This is a genomic window from Fibrobacter sp., from assembly GCA_012523595.1.
Classification (GTDB): domain Bacteria; phylum Fibrobacterota; class Chitinivibrionia; order Chitinivibrionales; family Chitinispirillaceae; genus JAAYIG01.
On sequence record JAAYIG010000062.1, the window covers coordinates 1 to 20,387 of the forward strand.

At 45.8% G+C, this 20,387-nt stretch carries 17 protein-coding genes; 3 read left to right on the plus strand and 14 right to left on the minus strand.

The window, feature by feature from the left end; genetic code table 11:
• Nucleotides 1-164 precede the first annotated feature (164 nt).
• The 14 genes from GX089_03725 to GX089_03790 all read right to left on the minus strand — a co-directional run bounded on the left by GX089_03725 (nt 165) and on the right by GX089_03790 (nt 16,466).
• Nucleotides 165-566, minus strand: coding sequence for a hypothetical protein (locus tag GX089_03725; GenBank protein ID NLP01580.1), 402 nt, complete (start codon nt 564-566; stop codon nt 165-167).
• Between the two features lie 242 nt (nt 567-808).
• On the minus strand, nt 809-1,147 hold the full coding sequence (locus GX089_03730) for a hypothetical protein (GenBank protein NLP01581.1): 339 nt from the start codon (nt 1,145-1,147) through the stop codon (nt 809-811).
• A 60-nt stretch (nt 1,148-1,207) separates the two neighbouring features.
• On the minus strand, nt 1,208-1,789 hold the full coding sequence (locus GX089_03735) for a MarC family protein (protein NLP01582.1): 582 nt from the start codon (nt 1,787-1,789) through the stop codon (nt 1,208-1,210).
• 3 nt (nt 1,790-1,792) lie between these two features.
• Nucleotides 1,793-2,572 carry an inositol monophosphatase gene (locus tag GX089_03740; protein NLP01583.1) on the minus strand — a complete coding sequence of 260 codons (780 nt, stop codon included), beginning with the start codon at nt 2,570-2,572 and terminating at the stop codon, nt 1,793-1,795.
• A complete protein-coding gene (locus GX089_03745) occupies nt 2,569-4,413 on the minus strand; it encodes a GNAT family N-acetyltransferase (protein ID NLP01584.1) in 1,845 nt (614 codons plus the stop codon). The genes GX089_03740 and GX089_03745 overlap by 4 nt, the downstream gene beginning before the upstream one ends.
• Before the next feature lie 26 nt (nt 4,414-4,439).
• A complete protein-coding gene (locus tag GX089_03750; GenBank protein NLP01585.1) occupies nt 4,440-6,545 on the minus strand; it encodes a CoA-binding protein in 2,106 nt (701 codons plus the stop codon).
• A gap of 168 nt (nt 6,546-6,713) precedes the next feature.
• Nucleotides 6,714-8,549 (minus strand): hypothetical protein, encoded by a 1,836-nt coding sequence (locus tag GX089_03755; GenBank protein NLP01586.1) that lies wholly within the window; start codon nt 8,547-8,549, stop codon nt 6,714-6,716.
• 134 nt (nt 8,550-8,683) lie between these two features.
• Nucleotides 8,684-10,525 (minus strand): PDZ domain-containing protein, encoded by a 1,842-nt coding sequence (locus GX089_03760; protein ID NLP01587.1) that lies wholly within the window; start codon nt 10,523-10,525, stop codon nt 8,684-8,686.
• 174 nt (nt 10,526-10,699) lie between these two features.
• Nucleotides 10,700-11,323, minus strand: a complete 624-nt coding sequence (locus tag GX089_03765; GenBank protein NLP01588.1) for a dTMP kinase — start codon at nt 11,321-11,323, stop codon at nt 10,700-10,702.
• Nucleotides 11,320-14,400 (minus strand): preprotein translocase subunit SecA, encoded by a 3,081-nt coding sequence (gene secA / locus GX089_03770; protein NLP01589.1) that lies wholly within the window; start codon nt 14,398-14,400, stop codon nt 11,320-11,322. Before secA ends, GX089_03765 begins: the two co-directional genes overlap by 4 nt.
• Nucleotides 14,401-14,405: 5 nt before the next feature.
• A complete protein-coding gene (locus GX089_03775) occupies nt 14,406-15,071 on the minus strand; it encodes a hypothetical protein (protein ID NLP01590.1) in 666 nt (221 codons plus the stop codon).
• Nucleotides 15,068-15,388 (minus strand): PilZ domain-containing protein, encoded by a 321-nt coding sequence (locus GX089_03780; GenBank protein ID NLP01591.1) that lies wholly within the window; start codon nt 15,386-15,388, stop codon nt 15,068-15,070. The genes GX089_03775 and GX089_03780 overlap by 4 nt, the downstream gene beginning before the upstream one ends.
• Nucleotides 15,389-15,486: 98 nt before the next feature.
• Nucleotides 15,487-16,017 carry a MotA/TolQ/ExbB proton channel family protein gene (locus tag GX089_03785; GenBank protein ID NLP01592.1) on the minus strand — a complete coding sequence of 177 codons (531 nt, stop codon included), beginning with the start codon at nt 16,015-16,017 and terminating at the stop codon, nt 15,487-15,489.
• 152 nt (nt 16,018-16,169) lie between these two features.
• On the minus strand, nt 16,170-16,466 hold the full coding sequence (locus GX089_03790; protein NLP01593.1) for a hypothetical protein: 297 nt from the start codon (nt 16,464-16,466) through the stop codon (nt 16,170-16,172).
• A gap of 156 nt (nt 16,467-16,622) precedes the next feature.
• Here GX089_03790 and GX089_03795 point away from each other — a divergent pair, with 156 nt between their 5' ends.
• The 3 genes from GX089_03795 to GX089_03805 form a co-directional block, all read left to right on the plus strand.
• Nucleotides 16,623-17,240: an SIS domain-containing protein gene (locus tag GX089_03795; protein ID NLP01594.1), complete on the plus strand. Its 618-nt coding sequence runs from the start codon at nt 16,623-16,625 to the stop codon at nt 17,238-17,240.
• 35 nt (nt 17,241-17,275) lie between these two features.
• The gene (nadB, locus tag GX089_03800; GenBank protein NLP01595.1) at nt 17,276-18,889 is read left to right on the plus strand and encodes an L-aspartate oxidase; all 1,614 of its coding nucleotides are present in this window, start codon (nt 17,276-17,278) and stop codon (nt 18,887-18,889) included.
• The coding region (locus GX089_03805; protein ID NLP01596.1) for a hypothetical protein at nt 18,886-20,387 on the plus strand (1,502 nt) is incomplete at its 3' end. The genes nadB and GX089_03805, both read left to right, overlap by 4 nt.

Sequence of the window (20,387 nt, forward strand, 5' to 3'; positions counted from 1 at the left end):
GACAAGCCTCCGTAAATACATGAAAGGCTTGCAGAAGAAAAAGAATAAAGTTAAGAATTTCTTTCAACATAAACTTGTCAATTACGCAGCATAGAATGAGAAATATTCAATTGCCGGAATAATAAAATGGAAGAAAAGAGTTCTGCTGAAAGTTGATTTGGGCATCAGAAAGAGGGATGCAATGGAAAAACATTTGTTCCGTTGCCCGAATTTCTCAAATTCACTGAAACAATAGATCTCTTTTTTTCACCTGTTACGACATAAATACCACTGCTATTTTTTCTGGAGTATTTTCCTGAGTTAATATGCCTGCCAAACAGGTCATATATAGAAACAACAGGTTCTTTCAAAGCGGTGTTCCTTGGATAAACATATCTTTTTGAAATTGTTACAGGAAGTGTCATCTTGAAAATCACTCCATCCATATCCATTTTTTGATCATTTAATTCTGCACCACAAAATATCATTTTACCTTCGTCAATGACACTGGAATAAAAAGCCACAGTCTCTTCAAACCTGGCTGTTACACTTTCCATAAAATCGCCATCACTGTTCAATTTAATCATCAATGCATCCCAGTCATTGTTTATGCCACTGCTGGATTTTATTACACATCCAACCAAAATGTTGCCATCAGATAAAACTCTTACAGATTGAGCTACTTCTGCTTTCCCGTCACGTATTCTCTTGTCCTATTGTGTCACCCTCCTGATCAAATTTCATCAGAATAATATCCCATGTGTCATTACAATGAATAATAGAATCACCACAAGCGATAAAACCGCCATCGTTAGCAGGTATGATTTTTTTAAAGCAGCATATCATTGAAATCATAAACTTTACTCCACAAGACATTAAACATTGAATCTGTCTTAAGAAGGCACAAATCAAGATATCCGCCATCATCAGGCTGAGTATTTAAAACAACCGCAATAATGGGGGTAAAAAGTGCAGAGGGACCATTTTGTTCTGGAATATCAAATATGCGGCTGCAGACAGTATCTCCTGATGGATTAAACCGCAAGGCTAAAGTAGTCGTGCCGTATCCTTGTTTCTTATAACCTGCTAAAGCTATAAAACCATTACTTATTTCGGAAATTTGCTCTCCAATAGTGAAGTTGATGAATCTCCATATATCTTGTAGCATGGGGAAATAAGAATTTTCTCAATTACGATGAAAAAAGCAAATATTCCCACTGCTTCAAATTCAAAAAAACATCATCATCCCCTTCCTCACCATCATAACCGCTATTGCCGCCAAAAAGAGGCTTGAAATCTTGGAGAGAATCGTTGATCCTGCGGTGCCGATAAGTTTTATCACATATCCAGAGGTGAAAAAGAGAATTCCAGCAATGAGTATGTTCGCAACCATGGCAATTGCAGTTGGCAGAAGGCCATACTGTCTGGAGAGAAGCATTATCGTGGTAAGAACTGCCGGCCCGACTATAAGCGGCACGCCGATGGGAACAGGGCCCAGTGTTTGAGTCTGCACCCTGCGAAGAGGTTTCTCAACAGTCACTATGTCGCTGATTGATATCAGAAAAAGTATTATCCCGCCTGCTATCATGAAATCCGCAACCGTTATCCCCAGCATCCTCAAAACAACTTCACCGATTAAAAGAAACAGTAGACCAACTACAGTGGCAGTTATAACAGAAACAGTTATAAGGGTTCTAAGGCGCTTCTGCTCAATTCCCTCGGTAAAAGAGAGAAAAAGCGGCAGCACCCCGAAAGCATCGACAGCAACAAAAAGAGGCACAAAACAGAGCCAGAACGCATCCATGCCCATAATTCAACATTCCAGTCCGGAAAACATTTCAAGAAGAGAATCGTGAATGGGGCCGTTCGATGCTAAATAACAGTTGTTCTGTGGAAAAAAAGGCCTGCCTGAATGATCCGTGATCCTCCCGCCTGCCTCCAGCACAATCACCGCTCCACCCGTGAAATCCCATATCTTGTCATCGAACTCTATTACAGCATCAACTTTTCCCTCTGCAAGATATGTGAGATTTCGCACAGAGGCACCAAACATGCGGACATTTAAGACTTCCGGAGCAAGCTTCTTTAAAACATCGATCTTCCGCTCAGCCCCGCTTCTCATCCCTGAATCGTAGGAAACCGTACAGTCCCTGAGTTCATTTACTGTGGAAACACTGATACGCTCCCCGTTCTTAAAGGCACCAGCACCTTTTTCTGCCCAGTAAAGTTCACCATTCGAGGGAAGATTTATCACACCGGCAATAAACTCTTCCCCTCTTATAAGTCCTATAGAGACCCCATACATCCCTATACCCTTGACAAAATTGTGGGTCCCGTCAAGAGGATCCACCACCCACACATACCCATCCTCACTGCTTGACTCCCTGCTTGCCCCCTCCTCTCCCACTATTCCATGATTTGGAAAGGAGGAACGAAGGATTCTCGTGATAATCCGCTCGGATTCCCTGTCAATCTCTGTGACAAGGCTCTGATCTACTTTACGCTCGATTTTCTTTGTCTGCCCGAAATTCTCCAGCAGAAAACCGCCTGCCTCCCGGGCAGCCTCAATTGCCACATTCAGAAACTCTTTCACGTCTCTCCCTGCTTCCGTTCCTTAAAGTTGAAATCTATCAGGTAGAAATCTCCCTCCCGCCTGGTTGAGATCCTGTAACCTGAATTATAAAATACTGAAAGCATCAGGCTGTTCTCTATACCTACCCTGGCCTCAAAACCTGTGAGACCCCGTCTGCGGGCAATGTCAATCAGTATTGAAAGCAGACAAGTGCCTACACCCCTTGCCTGCCAGTCATCTCTTACCACAAACGTCACATCCGCCTTCATCGTTGCCGGATTAAGAAAATAATGCGCGGTACCGATTATCTGCTCCCCTCCCGGATCCTTCACCAGTGCAGCTATGGCCATGTCCCTGGAATAGTCGATTACAGCAAACTCCTGGGTAAATTTATGGGAAAAAGCCCTTGTTGATTGATAAAAACGGAACTCTGCAGACTGCTCCGACAAACTATAAAACATATCCCTGATAGCCTTCTCATCACTTGGCTTTACAGGTCTGAAAAAAAGCTCAGTCCCGTCCTCCAGAACCCTGCTCGTCTCATATTCAGATGGGTAACGGACACCAGGGAGCTCTTTCTGGTCAGGGAAGATATAATGGCGATTTCTGGCTTCACTGAGGATTTCATTCCTGAAGTCCGGATGAGCGATTTCACAAAGAGCAAGAACTCTCTCTCGTACACTCTTGCCGAAAAGATCAGCTACACCGTACTCTGTAACCACATAACGCACATCCGCACGGCTCAGCATTACCCCGGATCCCTCTGTAAGCCTGGGCACTATCCGCGAAACTCTCCCGTCTTTACTTGTAGAACGCAGCGCAATAATTGCCTTGCCGTCAGGAGATCCCGATGCACCACGTGCAAAATCGATCATACCGCCTGCACCGCCTGAAAACCCATATCCCGATGAATCCGCACACACCTGTCCGGTCATGTCAACTTCATAAGCTTCGTTCACGGCAACCATCCTACGATGTCGGCTGATTATATCGGGATCGTTTACATATTCAGATGGTCTGAATTCAAATACAGGGTTTTCGTTGATAAAATCATACAGATTCCGGGTACCCATGCAGAAACTGGCAGTTATCTTTCCCCGGTTGAGAGTCTTTTCAGAACCATTTATAACCCCGCTCTCAATAAGATCAACAACATAATCACCGATCATCTCGCTATGTATCCCTATATCCCTCTTCTCTCCGAGAAACCGGAAAATACTCTGAGCTATTGGACCAGTCCCCACCTGCAGAGTAGAGCCATTCTCTATCAGGGATACCACATTTCCGGCAATTGCCTCTATAACCGGATCATCTTCCGGAAGCCGGTACTCCAGGATCTCTCCACTGCTGAGAACTATTGCATCTACCTGCTCTAAAGAGATAAAGGAATCCCCCATTGTTCTGGGCATCCTTTCATTTACCTCAGCTATTACAAGAAGACTGTTCTCAACAGCAGACTTAATAATGTCAACCGATACGCCAAGACTCAGATTTCCGTTACGGTCTGGAGGAGTAGTCTGAATCAGTGCTACATCCAGAGGGATACGACCGGATTTAAACAACGAAGGGATGTTTGAAAGGTGAACAGGGATGTAATCACCGTGGCCGCTGTTTATGACATTCTCTATTTGTGAAGAGACAAAGAAACTGGAAAGCCTGAATTTGCGGGATAACTCCTCATTGGTATATGATACATCCCCCATGCTTAAGAACTGATAGATTTCCGCATCAGTGATACTGTTCTGCGGGTCAGCCAGTTCCCGCACAAGCATCTGCGGCTGGCTGCACCCTCCCCCGATAAAAATCCGGTCTCCTGCCTTTATCCTTCCTATCGCCTCTTTTGCCGTAAGCTGCTTTTTCATGTACATTTCCTGCCAGGACAGCATGTTTAACCTCTTTCCTTTGACAGAATTATTCTTGCATCCACAACAAAAGCCTCTTCACCCTTCTGCCCGACCTTCAGCGGATTTATGTCAACTTCCTCAATTTCCGGAAAATCAATTACCAACTGTGATAGCCGCTGAAGATTAGTGACAATTGATGGTATATCAACCGGTTTTTCTCCTCTGGCTCCTGTGAGGAGTTTATATGATCTGGTCCGGGAAATCATCTTGAAACACTCCTCAGTAGTTACCGGAGCCAGCGCAAAAGACACGTCTTTCAGAACCTCCACAAAAATCCCCCCCAGTCCATACATCAGAACAGGCCCGAACTGCCTGTCCTTCTTCATTCCCAGAATTACCTCCCTGCCCCCGCTTATCATCTTCTCAATAAGCACCCCTCTGATCTCAGCCTCAGGCATTCTCCTCTTTACCCGCATCATCATCAACTCGAAAGCATCCTCAACCTCAGATGGACTCTTCAGTCCAACTTTAACCCCACCTACATCCGATTTGTGCAGTATATCAGGGCTTGAGATCTTCATGACAACCGGATAACCGGCCTGATTTGCAAACCTTACAGCATCCTCGACTGTCGCGGCAAGCATTCCGGACGGCACATTGAAATTGTATGCTCTCATTATCTCTTTTGCGTCAGTTTCACCGATCTCAAAAACGCCCATGTCAATACTTCTGTTTATGATCCTGGTTACGGGGATTTTATTAACAGCAAAGCGTTGGACAACCCTTACAGGACGGGATTTGTATCTGCTGAAATTCACCATCTCCCTCATCGCCCTGGCTGCCCTTTCAGGAACCTCATACTGAGGAATCCTGTTCTCCCTGAGAATCTTTATTCCTTTTTCGACAATATCCGCTCCCATAAAACAGGCAAACACCGGTTTGGAGTACTTACGACAAACATCAACTATAACCTGTGCAGTTTTTTCGACCTCTGTCATTGTCTGTGGTGTCAGAATTACAATAAGCCCGTCAACTGAATCACTCTTCAAAAGCAGTTCTGCCGCTTTCCCGTAAAGTTCCCCTCCTGCATCCCCCAGCACATCAACCGGATTGGCGACAGAACCAGCAGACGGAAGTATTTTTCTCAGTGCTTCTGTAGTGTCTTCATCAAGCGTTGCCATCTTCAGTTCTTCCATCTCGATTGCATCTGTCATCATGATTCCGGGCCCGCCTGCATTTGTCACCACACCAATTCTGTTTCCCGCGGGAAGCGGCTGATAAGCCAATGCTGATGAAATGTCAAACAATTGTTCTATTGAATCTACCCTGATAACACCTGCCCTCTCAAAAGCACTGGCATAAGCACTGTCTGAACCGGCAAGACTTCCGGTATGCGATGATGCTGCCCTGGCTCCTCCAGATGTCCTCCCTGCCTTCAGGATAACTATGGGCTTGGTTTTATTTACTCTTTCAGCAACTTTCATGAACTCCTGGCCACGGGTAATATCCTCCAGGTACGCGGCTATTACCCTGGTATGGGAATCCTTCTGCAACTCGTGGAGAAAATCTACCTCGTCAAGTGTTGCCTTGTTTCCAAGTGACGCCAGAATAGAGAATCCTATTCCATTACTTACGGCTAGATCCTGAATCGCTGCAATGAGTGCCCCGGATTGAGAGATCATGGCTATAGGGCCGGCCTTATCCAGAGGCTGACCAAAAGCAGCATTAAGCCTGTGCCAGGGATTTATCAGCCCCAGACAGTTTGGCCCCATCAGAGTCATATTATTTTCGCGGGCAATCTGCTGAATCTCCCTCTGAAGGTTTCTCCCCTCCTCTCCTGTTTCCGCGAAACCGGCCGTAATGACTATAACAGCTCGTATATTCTTCTCTGCACATTGCTTAAGAACAGGAATCACAAGATTCCTTTTGATGACTATTACCGCCAGATCGACCTCTCCGGGGATAGCACCAAGAGACGGGTAACACTTTTTCCCGTTTATCACATCGGCTTTGGGGTTGACTGGATAGATCGCTCCCTCATATCCCCCGTCGATAATGTTAACAAGAACATTGTTCCCCACCTTTGCCGGATCAGCAGAGGCTCCTACTACAGCTACAGATTTTGGTCTGAAAAATTTTTCGAAGCTCATGGATGGTTCCTTTGGCGATTTTGCAAATCGGGAAATTCAGTCACAAAGATCTGATTTTGGAATACAGCTTCGGAAAAAAAAGAAAAAAAAACGAAAAAACAGGAAAGGAAAAATTGAACGGGGCCACAGAAAAGAGCCCCGTTATGGAAAGTCAATAATTAAATCTTATCAGTCCAGATAAAGGTCGTCTACGTTACTCTTGATATCCGATTTGTTTTTATATGCGATATACCAGTCGTAATATACCTTCTGCTTAGACTGCTGGGTCAGTCTGTCTCTTATCTGCTCGATCTCTGGAGAGTCCCATGGAATCGAGTCAACACCCTCTTTATACAGTGTTTTTACAATATAATAATTTTCTCCATGCTCGATCACACCGGAGAGCTTCCCTTCACCCAGTGCGAAAGCAGTGGCTGTGACTTTGTTGTTGCTGCCGATTCCGGGAACAAAACCCGAAAGTGAAATCGTATCTGTGACTCCTGCCAAAACTCCGGATTCCGGAGCTGAATATGTCCCCAGAGAATCATTACCGTCGATTTTCTTGAGAAGACTGTCTGCAAATTCCTTTGCCGCAGCTTTCTTATAATTGTTCGTAAGGGTTTCTACGATGTTCTCCCGCACATCTTCCAGTGGAAGTGTACCCTTCTTCAGCCTTCTTTTAACTGAGAAAAGATAGATGGCATCGTTGTTCTCAAGTCTCTCAGATATGGCACCACGCTCAGGTCCGAAAGTGAACTGGCCGACTCCGGAAACAAATCCGATTCCGGGAATTGGATCGCCTTTTTTGAAAAAACCTGTGGAATCTAGTATCAGATCACCTCTCGCCTTCACTGCCTCCACAAAACCCTTCTCCACCATATCAATCCTCAGACTGTCAGCCTGCTCTGCAAGAAGATCCAGGGTTTCCATCGTAGGAACAATTTTCCTCAGAATATGACGAGCCTTGACCTGTAATTCTCCATCCTTTTTCTCTCTGGCCTCAACAAGTATCAGATGATACCCGAACTGTGTCTTGACCGGCCCTGCTATCGTACCAACATCGGCCGAGAAGGCAACAGAATCAAACTCTGGTACCATCGTACCTTTCCTGAACCAGCCCAGATCTCCTCCATTTGTGACACTTCCCGGATCATCCGATTCCACTCTTGCCTCTTCTGCGAAAGACTCGGCAAGTGGCTGCCCGGAGGACATAATCTTGTCTTTAAGATCGGTCAATTCCTGCTCATAAAATCTATAGTCATTTTCAGTGGCTTTTTTCTCAAATTTGACATAATAAAGATCAGCCTGCTCTTTAGTGACAAAACTGTCCTTGTGAGCCTCATAGTACTTTCTCACCATGACATCGTTAATTGACGAGGAGTCAACCTTGAAAGCGTTGCTGTTCACTTTCAGATATTCATATTTGATTTTCTGATGGTCCTGAAGGTACTGATATTCGACTTCAGCCTTACTGGGGATTACACCCGCATTCATTATGTTCTCTAATTTCTGCGCAGGTACTACCACCTGTTCGGCATAAGATTCTATCTCTCTAAGCCAGGGATAATAGTCGTAGTTTTCAGGGCTGTTAAGGAACTGAACATATTTACTGGTATCAAATACCCCGTCAGTCTGAAAAGCGGAAACTGTGTCGATTCCCGGCAGCGGATTTTTCTTCAGGTAATCAAAAACCTCATCCGCAGATGCACCGAGTTTCATTCTGGAGATGACCTCCTGTGTGAGTATGCGATTAACCTCTCTCTCCCAGATCTGACCCGGAATCATCCTGTACTGAAAAGGAGAAACTTCTCTTCCACCCTCCTGAAGCCTCTGACGCTCGATGTTGACCTGATGATCGAAATAGGTAAGCGGAACCTCCCTGCCGTTTATCTTGCCGGCAGCCGTCATAGTGGATTTTCTTCCGGAGAGATTCATCCCCCAGTCCAGAAAAATTGTTCCACCAACGAAAGCGATCAGAATAATCATCATTATTGTGGGAGCCATCTCCCGCATCTTGTGTATCATACATTCTCCTGTTGAAAATGCTTACCGTAAAATTTAACAGCGGGTGTCAGACCGGGCTTCACTGAAGAGAAACAAGGAAGCAGAAAAGCTGCTCTTTTTTCAGAACAGCCTCACAGTATATCACCCAGAAATTTCTACTTTTTTACCTCTGCCTGCTTTATTGCCTTAGGATTGAGCAATTTACTGTAAGTGTTTGTATCAACCAGTATATTTATTGCCGCCTTCATCTGCTCATCCTCAGTAAGTTTCGATCGATAATATATTTCATGGTCCTGGCCGAATTCCCGCACAAGCAGAGCCTCACGAAGATATCTCTTTATCTCCGACTCGTTTTCCGAGAGTGACCTCTTGCTTTCAACCGTGAGAATCGAATCCAGCTTTGATGATATCTTTTTCAGTTCCTCGAGTTCCGACTGAGACCAATTGGGCTTCTCAGGGTAGATAGAGATACTCTTACCGGTAGAATCTGTGGTATCCTTCAATCCAGTACCCAGCTTGAATTCCTCATAACGGAGCTGAGAAAGACTCTGGTAGTTAAACTTTACAGAATCGAGGTAATTATAGAAATCCTTCATGATTTCATCTGTGATCTGAAAGTTTCCATCGATTTTGATCTTTTTCTTCTTCAAACGAGGGTACTCCAGATTCGCGAACTGGAAGAATGCATCCTTGCCAAACAATGACCTTACCGGAAAGCTGGGAATCCTCTGCTCAACAACAGAATCAGGAATCACACCTCCGCTTCCATAAACGATTCTGCCGTTTTTAGTCTTGTACTGCGTAGTATCGATCTTGGTATCCTTTGCCTTGGATTCCTCTTCAGTTTCGCTCTTTTCCAGTTCTTCCTCTTCGCTGGAAATATCAGACCCGCTGCCTCCTCTTATGGCATTTTCCGGCCGGTTGATACATCGTCCTGACGGTGTATAGTAAAAAGCAGTAGTAAGCTTCAGGTGATGAGTTTTATCTAGAGGAAGAATGCTCTGAACAGATCCCTTGCCGAAAGTAGTGTCACCTAAAACTATTCCTCTGTCCCAGTCCTGAATCGCCCCTGCGACAATCTCGGAGGCGCTGGCACTGGCATAGTCTACCAGCACTGCCAGAGGAAGATTTTCCGGCAAAACAGGCTGACTGGCTGAGTAAAACTCTTTATTCTGCCCCCGTATTCTTCCCCGGGTAGATACCACAAGAGCCTTTCTGGGAAGAAATTTCTCTGCCACCTCTATCGCCTGAGGAAGAAGTCCGCCGGGATTGTGGCGCAGATCAAATACCAGTCCCTTGATATTCTTCTTCAAAAGTTCTTTGACCGCTCTCTCTACCTCTGCCCCTGCTTCCTGGGAGAAAGTCTGCAGATGAACATACCCGATATCATTGCTGAGAACCCCGTAGTAAGGAACAGACTTGATCGTTATTATCTCCCGGGCGATCGTGTAATCGATATCCTTCGGTTCACCTTTGCGGCGTATAGTGATAGAAACTTTTGTATTGGGCTCTCCGCGCAGCTTCTTTACGGCATTGTCAATGGTTATTCCCGCAGTGGGTTTCCCGTCGATCTTTATGATCTGGTCACCCGACTGAATTCCGGCTCTCGATGCAGGTGTACCAGCTATCGGAGTCATCACTGTAAGCACCTTGTCCCGGATAGAGATCTGAATCCCCAACCCTCCAAACTTACCCTCAGTATGAATCTTCAGCTCCTCATACTGCTTGGCCTCGAAATAACTTGTGTGGGGATCGAGTATCTGAAGCATCCCACGGATAGCATTGTCAATAAGGTCCTTAGAGGGCATCTCCTCAACATAATTCTGATGTATTTTTGTGGCGACATTATCCAGACGGATTATATCTGAATAGAAACTGTCCCCGTCTGCCCTGGTAGCATCCACCACCAGCCCGGCTACAACTACTATCATGATTACAATACCGGTAAACGGCGCTCTGCCAATCAGGGTTTTTCTGGGATGTTCCTGCTTTTCCATTATGTCTCCTGAATCTACATGTTCATAAAAAAATAATCCGGATTCTGCCCGTCTGTAGTTTTTACAGGAAAATAAAACCGGACCAGCTTCCTTGATTTCAGGTTAGAGTGCAATTTCTAAAAATACATCAGGAAGCAATAACAATTCCTGTTTTTTAAAATCATTTTGAATGATTTAACCAAGAAGTTTCGCAATCTCTTCCCACACCTGATCCGATATCCGGGAAACCTCCTGACATCCATCGATCAACACACAATTCCCGGACTGTTTCTCAGCCATAAAAAGGTACCCTTTACGGATCTTTTCGTAAAATTCCGGCCCGTTCTGCTCCAGACGATCTTTTTTCTTTTTCATCTGATCCATCCGCTGACCCGAGATCTCCACCGGAACATCAAAAATAAAGGTACGATCCGGTATCAGCCCGTCTGTGGCAAAACTGTTTAACTGCTGCAGAAACGAAAGAGAAAGCCCTCTGCCAAACCCCTGGTATGCAAATGTAGCCTCCTGAAACCGATCACAAAGCACAATCATACCCTTCTGGAGGGCTGGGATAATCTTCTCCCTTACATGTTGCGCCCTGGCAGCAAGATATAGAAAGAGTTCGCACTCGTTTACCATTTCTGAATTTTCCGGAGAGATAAGTATCTCCCTTATTTTCTCCGCTACAGGGGTACCACCGGGTTCTCTTGTAGTCAACACCGGTACACCCTTTCTTTCAAGCCGTAAAGCGATCTCCTTTAACTGGGTACTCTTCCCGCACCCGTCAATCCCTTCGAAGGTGAAAAACAACCCTCTCATACTGCACCACAACATTTCTTGTACTTCTTGCCACTGCCGCAGGGACAAGGATCATTACGTCCGGCCTGCACCGCTGACCTGACCACAGTATGAGGTGATGAAACCCGGTTGGTAATAAGCTGCGGCTGAGCGGCACGGGATTCGGGACCTCTTGACTGAACACCAGCTGAGGAGTAGATGTCAAAATCGCTGTGCACTGTCCTGGAGTGATCTACATCCCGTGATGGTCCCTGCTGGACACCCTCCAGACGGAATATGTAATTTGAAACCTCTTTTGCGATGCTGTCACGAAGCTCCTCAAAAAGCTTTAAACCCTCCCGCTGATACTCGTAAAGAGGATTTTTCTGGCCGTAAGCCCTGTACTGCACACCACCCTTGAGATGATCCATCTCGTAGAGATGATCTTTCCAGAGATTGTCAATTACCATGAGAAAAACACCGCGTTCGAACTGACGCATTACTGCTGAACCGAACCTGCGCTCCTTCTCCTGGTATTTCTCCTTTACAAGCTTCCAGATATCATCAAAGAGGCTGTCCTGTGTCTTACTCCCGGCTTCCGCTTCAGCGATCCTGTATGTAATTCCGAAAGTAGTCTGAATTTCTGCGTAAAGTGACTGAAGATCCCAGTTCTCAGGAAACTTCCCCTCTCGGGTATGCCTCAGTACTATCCCCTCCAGACAGGCTGCGATCTGGTCAAGGATCTCCTCTCTCAGGTCTTCACCACGCAATATTCTCTGACGTAAACCATAGATCTCCATCCTCTGGAGATTCATCACATCATCGTACTCTTTAAGATGCTTTCTGATCTCGAAATTCCGCCCCTCGACTCTCTTCTGAGCATTTCCTATTGCGCGAGAAACCATCGAATGGGAGATCACCTCTCCCTCCTCGGCTCCCAGACGATCCATGATTGCAGCAATCCTCTCAGAGCCGAAAATTCTCATCAGATCGTCATCGAGAGAGAGGAAAAACTTTGTAGATCCCGGATCTCCCTGGCGGCCGGAACGTCCTCTTAACTGATTGTCTATACGGCGGCTCTCATGACGCTCTGTTCCGATTATGTGAAGTCCACCGAGGCTGACTACTTTTTCATGCTCCTCTTTTGTCTTTTCATACAGTTTGGCGTACTTTTTACGTTTCTCCTCAAGAGTCAGTTCATCAGGTTCAATCCCCTCTTTGAGAAGTTCATGGTTTGACAAGATCTCGAAATTACCACCCAGAACAATGTCTGTACCACGTCCCGCCATATTTGTGGCAATAGTGACTGCGCCAAGCCTTCCTGCCTGAGCCACTATAGCGGCTTCCTTGGCGTGATGCTTGGCATTCAAGACCTCATGCTCCACTCCCGCACGCTGCAGAAGCTTGCTTAAAAGCTCTGATTTCTCAATCGATGTGGTGCCGACCAGAACAGGCCTTCCAAGCTCACTCATCTCCTTAATCTCTTTGACAACCGCATTGTACTTTTCTCTTTGTGTTTTGTATATTTCGTCATTGTAATCGCGTCTGACCTGCGGACGGTTTGTGGGAATAGTCACTACATCGAGTTTGTAGATTTCATTGAACTCCCCGGCTTCTGTCACAGCAGTACCGGTCATTCCCGCAACTTTACTGTACATCTTGAAAAAATTCTGAAATGTAATAGTGGCCAGGGTCTGATTCTCACCAGCTACCTTCACTCCCTCTTTGGCCTCCAGGGCCTGATGCAGTCCTTCGCTGTAGCGCCGGCCATGAAGAATACGCCCGGTAAATTCATCCACTATCAGTATCTGGCCATCCTGCACCACATAATCGACATCACGCTCAAAAAGAGAATACGCTTTTAAAAGCTGACTTGTGCTGTGTATTCTCTCAGAACGTTCGGCGTACTGACGATGCGACTCTTCTTTCCTTGCCGCCTTTTCATCATCACTGAGTGATGGATCGTTGTCGATTTCCCCTACGGTCTCAGCCAGATCGGGAACTACAAAGAAATCAGTATTGCTTCCGCTTACAAGCGCACGTCCCTTTTCGGTAAGCTCTGCGCTGTGCCCCGATTCATCGATTGTGTAAAAAAGCTCCTCATCGATCTCGTGGAGTTTCCTTTCGCGCAGATAATCGGTTTCCACGGTTTTCATGTACTTTGCCACACCGGGTTCCTTAAGCATTCTGGCAAGCCGCTTGTTTTTAGGTGAGCCCCTCTTTACGATCAACATTTTAAAGCCGCACTCATACTCTTTGCCTTCCTGCTTTAAAAGCTCCTCTGCCTCACCGATAATTCTCTGGACTAACTGGGTCTGCGCATTGACCAGCTTTGCAACCCGCGGCTTCAGTTCATCGTATTCCTTGTTTGATCTTGTTACCTGTCCGGAAATAATCAGGGGGGTTCTCGCTTCGTCAACAAGAATATTGTCAACCTCGTCAATTATGGCAAAATTGAGCTCTCTCTGCACGCAATGCTCGGGAGAGGAAGCCATATTGTCGCGAAGGTAATCAAAGCCGTACTCATTGTTTGTTCCAAAAGTGATATCAGCCTCGTAAGCCTGCCGTCTCTCAGGGCTGTGAGGTTCTGTAATGTCCAGACAACCTACTGTCAATCCCAGAAATCTGAAAATCCTCCCCATCCACTCACTGTCACGTCTGGGAAGATAGTCGTTGACAGTTATAACATGGACACCCTTTCCCGACAGGGCGTTCAGATACGCAGCCATCGCTGCTACCTGGGTTTTTCCCTCCCCTGTTTTCATCTCCGCAATTTTTCCCTGGTGAAGCACGATGGCACCCATAACCTGTACATCGAAGTGGGCCATAAACGGGATCTCTTTTTTAAGCACCGGGTCCATTACCATCTTTCCCTCGCCAAGTACCCGGAATGTTGCCTCACGGAACACAGAGAACGCTTCAGGAAGGAGGTCATCGAGAGTCTCGCCCTGTCCCAGCCTCTGTCGGAATTCAGCTGTCTTTCCTTTCAATTGCTCATCGGAAAGAGAGCGCATTGCGTCACGGAAACTGTTTACCTGCATCAGAACAGGCAGGATTTTCTTTACATCCCTGTCCTGCTTCGAGCCGAAAATCACACCTAGTATATCAAGTAATGTCATGGCTTTTAATAAACCTTTTCTATTTGAAGATTTCTAAAACTAACCCTGTTTATAATCCCACGGTCAAAAAGACTACTGATCTCATTTTTCAATTCCGGTTCAAGAATCTCTCGCTTTATCAAACTCAACTCTTTATTACTCATTACCTTTTTAGTTATTACCCGGATTTCATTTCTTCTCAGTAAAATCTCCTTCCGCCTCGATTCATCATTGAAACAGACATCAAGGTCAAACCGTATCAGCAGATCTGATCTGTCACTTACTCTGCACTCAATCCCGGAAAGTGAAACAGGATCTGGAGAAGCATTTTTTGTTTCATAAGCCCCGGTTTTCTGTTTGATGATTTCAGATTCCGGATCCGAAAACTTTACTGAAATATCTTTGATGATACTATCAAGCGCCACAGAATTCTTTTCCCCGGTATTTACCACTGGATTTTCTCCTGTTTTGTTAACCGGAGTTGTTTTTCCACTGGTGTTGCTGGTTTGAAGCACGACTGGATTTTTCGTTTTCCCGTTTTCTGCCGAGGGTGTCCGGAGAAAGTCCTGATTGTTAATGAATAAAACTGTGATAAGGATCGCGGCAGGGATAGATGTAAAGATAAATACCCGCAACCGTTTTCCGCGAATTCCTCGAGAATGCTCCCATCCGCTTTGTGTCATCTCTCTCACACTTTTGCAGGTATATCCTCCACAATACGGCATGAGAGCGGCACACCACGCGAGAATTTGTCAACAAGATCCGCTATGTCCCTGGAAGTATCGCCGGAAAGGTTGTCAAACTTAACACCCAGCCGGAAACCGTCAGTTCTTTCCTGACAGTATACGACTTTTGCTTCCAACCTGATTTCATTAATTTCCAAGGCAATTCTGGAATCTTTTTTCTTTGATTCAGGAGAAAACAGAGCGGCACCGGTTGCACTCAGGTTGAATACCCCCTCGGAACCTCCCGAATTCAACAACTCTATTCTCTCACTCAACCTGCTCATAAATCAACTCCTCTGGATCTGCCCGCATTAAAATAAAATACGAAATGCACAGGGAATTAGTGTCTCTGAAAAGCAATTCACCTGTAATTCAGGTCTGACTAGGGAATGGCAATCAGGAGACCAAGATAGGTGGTATTCATAGCAGCAGCTATACCCTGTGCCAGAAGAGTGGATTTTTCTGCCGGGTCGATACCTGGTTTACCTACTGCCGCAAAAGCGATGATAAGTCCATATATAGTTCCCATCAATCCAAGAAGAGTAGCGATATTTCCGATTGTGCCCAAAAAACCAGTCCTCTTCTCAAGCTGAGGAATAACTTTCAAAGAGGATTCATCAACAGCGTTTCTGATCCGTTCAGCACCAGAACCGGATTCGGAGATTGCGGCTTTGAACACCTGCCCCAGAGCCATCTTGCCGGATTTGTCGATCAGACGCTGAGCAGACTGAATCTCATCCTTCTGGATAAACCCGATGACTTCCTTTACCCATGCCTCTACGCGGAATCCGGTGCGGCCCATCAGGAAAAAAAATCTCTCGATTGAAATCGCAAGAGCGAAAACCCCTGTGGCAAGAATGACCCACATGAAAACCCAGCCAGCCTGAGAGGTATTAAAAGAGTAAAGAAACATCGATAAAAAACTCATAGAAAAGCCTCCGCTTTTATCATTTCAATGCTGTATCTTCCAGAAACCAAATTTGTCAAGATCTACAAAAATATATTATTCACATTAAAAACCATAATACTGGATCATTTGATCAAGCTTCGCCCTCTAACTTTACATCAGGGTTCAATGTTGGTGATCTTGGAGTTTTCAATCCGAAATGGACCCTTGTAGGGAAAATCCTGAATAATGTCATCATTGATAGTTGCACTGATATCGGCAGCTTTGCCCTTGCTCTGCAGTACCATGGAGTTGAAGACCGGACGCTGATCGGCTTTGATAAGGACCAGTTGAGGTCTGCGGATTTTTCCCTCGATGAGCTGATCCTCAAAAACGAGTTTCTTAACGTCCTCAGCTCCGAAGACCGTTGAAAGCAGCAATAAAATTGCAATTGGCAGATAAAACAGAAGTTTCATATTTAAATAGTATACTTTCAGAAACAGTCACATGCAATCCTTGAACCCATTCTTCTCCCCGACTTCTCTATAGTTGTGACTTGTGACTTTTTTCATAATGTATATTTTTGAGATTCAATTAACCAGGCAGGACTAAGCCAGAATAAGGATTTTGCAATGGGTGAGATGCTGAAACGCGCAAAGGAAATTATCGAAGCTGAAGCAGAAGCACTGAGATGCATTCCACTGGACGATAGTTTTGAAATAGCGGTGAATACGCTTTATAACTGCAAAGGGAAAATCATAACTACAGGAATGGGAAAAGCAGGGCACATTGCACGTAAAATAGCCGGGACACTGTGCTCCACAGGTACTTCTGCCTCTTTTCTGCATCCAGGCGAAGCAGCACACGGAGACCTGGGCCTGCTTGCAGCCAATGATGTCATACTGGCTTTTTCCACCAGTGGAAAAACACGTGAAGTAATAGAGATGCTTGAACTGGCCCATCATTTTGGAATCGATAAGATTATCGGAATCACCTCACACCCGGATTCAGTTATTCGTTCCCTCTGCAATATCATCATCAATATGGGCGAAATAACTGAGCCATGTCCCCTGGGACTTACCCCGACCTCAAGCACTACTGCCATGCTTGCAATTGGTGATGCGCTGGCTCTGGTATTGATGGAGAAGAAGCGCTTCACCAGGCAACAATACGGCCTGAGGCATCATGGAGGGTACCTGGGACAGAAGGCTCGCCAGACCGCCATCAGCGAACTTCAGGATGCCTCCTGAACAGGGCGGCACAATTACTTGTCAAAGGATAACAAATGAACCAAACTTGTGATTTTCTTGTCATAGGCTCCGGCATAGCCGGACTATGCTATGCTCTGCAGGCTTCCAGGTATGGTTCTGTTATCATGATCACCAAGAAACGTGACAGCGAATCCAATACAAACCATGCTCAGGGCGGAATCGCCTGTGTCCTGGATCCCAAAGACAGTTTCGAGAGCCATATCGAAGATACCCTCAACACCGGTAAAGGTCTGAGTAATCCCGAATCAGTAAGAATTCTGATAGAAGAGGGACCTTCCCGTATAAAAGAACTGATTGACTGGGGAGTGAAATTCTCCCGCTCAGCCGGAAAATCCAACCCTTATGGCCTGCATCTTGGAAAAGAGGGCGGGCATTCGATAAACAGAATTGTCCACGCAAATGACCTTACAGGAAGAGAAGTGGAAGAAAAGCTTCTTCTACGCGCAAAGGAGATGCCCCGCATCCGTATACTTGAACACCACTGCGCAATCGACCTTGTCACCGGTTATCATCTGTCGGGGAAAAATGACCAGACATGCTACGGGGCTTACGTTTTAGACAGCATCTCACGTAAGATTTTCCCTGTAAGGTCCCGCATAACATTTCTGGCAACCGGCGGAGCAGGCAGAGTTTACCTGCACACCACCAATCCGGAGATTGCCACCGGTGATGGAATTGCTCTTGCTTACAGAGCAGGAGCAGAGATTGCCAACATGGAATTTATCCAGTTTCATCCTACTACACTCTTCCATGAGAATGCGGAGTCTTTTCTGATATCAGAAGCCCTGAGAGGATACGGCGCTGTTCTGCGCAATGCTTCCGGAAAAGAATTCATGAATAAGTATCATCCCATGAAGTCTTTGGCTCCCCGTGATGCGGTTGCCAGAGCAATTGACAATGAGATGAAGATATCGGGTGAACCATGCGTATTTCTCGATATACGCCACGCGTCCCCCGCGCAAACCAGGAAATTTTTCCCTCACATCTACAAAACATGCAGGAATTTCGGTATCGATATCACAAAAGACCTCATTCCTGTGGTTCCGGCAGCTCACTACCTCTGCGGAGGAATCAAAGTGGATCTCTGGGGAAAAACCTGTATCAAAAATCTTTACGCCTGCGGAGAGGTCTCCTGTACAGGAGTGCACGGTGCCAATAGACTGGCATCCAATTCACTTCTGGAGGCACTTGTATATTCCAGACGGGCAGCAGAGGACTCCGTAAGTGCTATCAAAAAGATCTCACTTGCCCCACTCTCCTCAATACCTTCATGGGATGACAGCGGCACAACAGACAATGAGGAATGGATACTTCTCTCACATAATATGCAGGAGATTCAATCTGTAATGTGGGACTACGTTGGTATTGTCAGATCCAATCTGAGACTCCACCGTGCCCTGCGACGGATACAACTTCTTGAAAAAGAGATTGACAATTTTTACAAACGCACAAAGATAACCATGCCGCTTCTGGAACTGCGCAACATGGTTACCACTGCCAGACTGATAGTGTGCTCGGCTCTTAAAAGGAAAGAAAGCAGAGGGCTTCACTACACAACCGATTACCCTGAACAAAACGACCGATACTGGAAAAAAGACACCATCATCACCAGAACGGCAAGTTCATGAATCTCTGGGTTATACTATATGCGATTCTTTTAATTCTGGTTGCATTTTTCTCATTAAGAGCATATTTGCGTGCTCCACTCTCGACCCCTGAGAGGGTTTTCTTCATTATCATCCGCTCCACAGTTATTCTTCTTCTGGCTGCAGCCTTTCTGGAACCAGTTTTCCACTTCCGTAAACTTCATTCAAATGATGAGCCGGTGCCGGTTCTGATCGATGCATCCCAGAGTATGAGGCTTTTTAATCCTGATTCCGCTGTCAGACCTGCTCTTGATTACATGCAGAACTCTCACTCCGGCGGAAAACGCCGTTTTTCATTCTACCTGTTCGGAGATTCCCTGCGTAAAGCTCAAAACCCTGCAAATATCACATTTTCAGATAATTCCAGCTTATTTCCGCAGATAATGCAGCATGATGAACTGAGAGACGCACGTGAAGTACTTTTGATTTCGGATGCCAACTGGTCAAACGCCAATTTTATGAATGAACATCTTTTCGATAAAAACATCCTTTTTGCCCTCCTCCCGTCTCCGGAACGTGAGCCTTTTCTTAAGATAAAAACACCCGAGTCAATAAGCTCCCCTGCAGATTCACCAGCAGTTATCCCGGTGGATATTGAAGGCTACTGCACAGGGAAAGAAAACCCTGTTATCACGGTGTTTCAAAACGGTAAAGCCGTATACAGGAAAAACCTGCATGAACTTGAAGGACATTTCTCACTGAAAGAAAATCTCTCCATCCCCCGGTCTACTCCAGGAAAGCACCTTTATAGAATTGAAGCCCGGATAGTATCCGATTCTCTCCGCTCCAGTTCCTATCTTCTTCATCATTCCCTTCCGGGGACGTTCTCCTGGACCCACAAGGGCTCATCGCAGTCTCTTGACAAGCGTTTTTTAACTCTGGCACTTAAAAGACGGAGTGATTTCCGGGCGGCAGGACAGGAAGAAAAACCCGACATTTTGTTCCTCTTCGATACTGTCGATGCGAAAAAAGCATCCTCAAACCTCAAACGCAGCAGTATGGTTGTTTTTGCAGGGTGTCTTCCCTGCAACAGTGTCTCTCTTCCCTGGCCTGACAAATCAAAAATTGTAATAAATGAAACGGGAATTCCTGGTGCTTTTGATGGTATAGACCCGCTCAATCTTCCACCTCTGTCAAGCATTCTCAGTTGTCATGGTCTTAGAGGTACACCGCTTCTATCCCTGATATATGAAAAGGACAATCGCAGAGATTCCGTTCAACTGGTGTACAGCACAATCTGGAACAATCGTAATGTGCTGATAATATCCACACGCGACACGTGGAAATGGGACTTCTGGCCCATGTCCCTGTCCAGAAATGAGGAGGAATCATTTCTCTTCTCTGACCGCCTGATCTCCACACTTAAAGACATGCTCCTTGCGCGTCTTTCAAATCATTTCTATTCATGGCCGTATAAGTCACCGCGGCCTGGTACTATCCAGTTTGCCCTCTCATTTCCTTCAGAAATCCCGGTCTCCTC

Coding starts and splice junctions, on each gene's coding strand:
- GX089_03725 (NLP01580.1), bottom strand. CDS start 566: ATGATTAAATTGAACAGTGATGGCGATTTTATGGAAAGTGTAACAGCC.
- GX089_03730 (NLP01581.1), bottom strand. CDS start 1,147: ATGCTACAAGATATATGGAGATTCATCAACTTCACTATTGGAGAGCAA.
- GX089_03735 (NLP01582.1), bottom strand. CDS start 1,789: ATGGGCATGGATGCGTTCTGGCTCTGTTTTGTGCCTCTTTTTGTTGCT.
- GX089_03745 (NLP01584.1), bottom strand. CDS start 4,413: ATGAAAAAGCAGCTTACGGCAAAAGAGGCGATAGGAAGGATAAAGGCA.
- GX089_03750 (NLP01585.1), bottom strand. CDS start 6,545: ATGAGCTTCGAAAAATTTTTCAGACCAAAATCTGTAGCTGTAGTAGGA.
- GX089_03755 (NLP01586.1), bottom strand. CDS start 8,549: ATGATACACAAGATGCGGGAGATGGCTCCCACAATAATGATGATTATT.
- GX089_03760 (NLP01587.1), bottom strand. CDS start 10,525: ATGGAAAAGCAGGAACATCCCAGAAAAACCCTGATTGGCAGAGCGCCG.
- GX089_03765 (NLP01588.1), bottom strand. CDS start 11,323: ATGAGAGGGTTGTTTTTCACCTTCGAAGGGATTGACGGGTGCGGGAAG.
- secA (NLP01589.1), bottom strand. CDS start 14,400: ATGACATTACTTGATATACTAGGTGTGATTTTCGGCTCGAAGCAGGAC.
- GX089_03780 (NLP01591.1), bottom strand. CDS start 15,388: ATGAGCAGGTTGAGTGAGAGAATAGAGTTGTTGAATTCGGGAGGTTCC.
- GX089_03785 (NLP01592.1), bottom strand. CDS start 16,017: ATGTTTCTTTACTCTTTTAATACCTCTCAGGCTGGCTGGGTTTTCATG.
- GX089_03790 (NLP01593.1), bottom strand. CDS start 16,466: ATGAAACTTCTGTTTTATCTGCCAATTGCAATTTTATTGCTGCTTTCA.
- GX089_03795 (NLP01594.1), top strand. CDS start 16,623: ATGGGTGAGATGCTGAAACGCGCAAAGGAAATTATCGAAGCTGAAGCA.
- nadB (NLP01595.1), top strand. CDS start 17,276: ATGAACCAAACTTGTGATTTTCTTGTCATAGGCTCCGGCATAGCCGGA.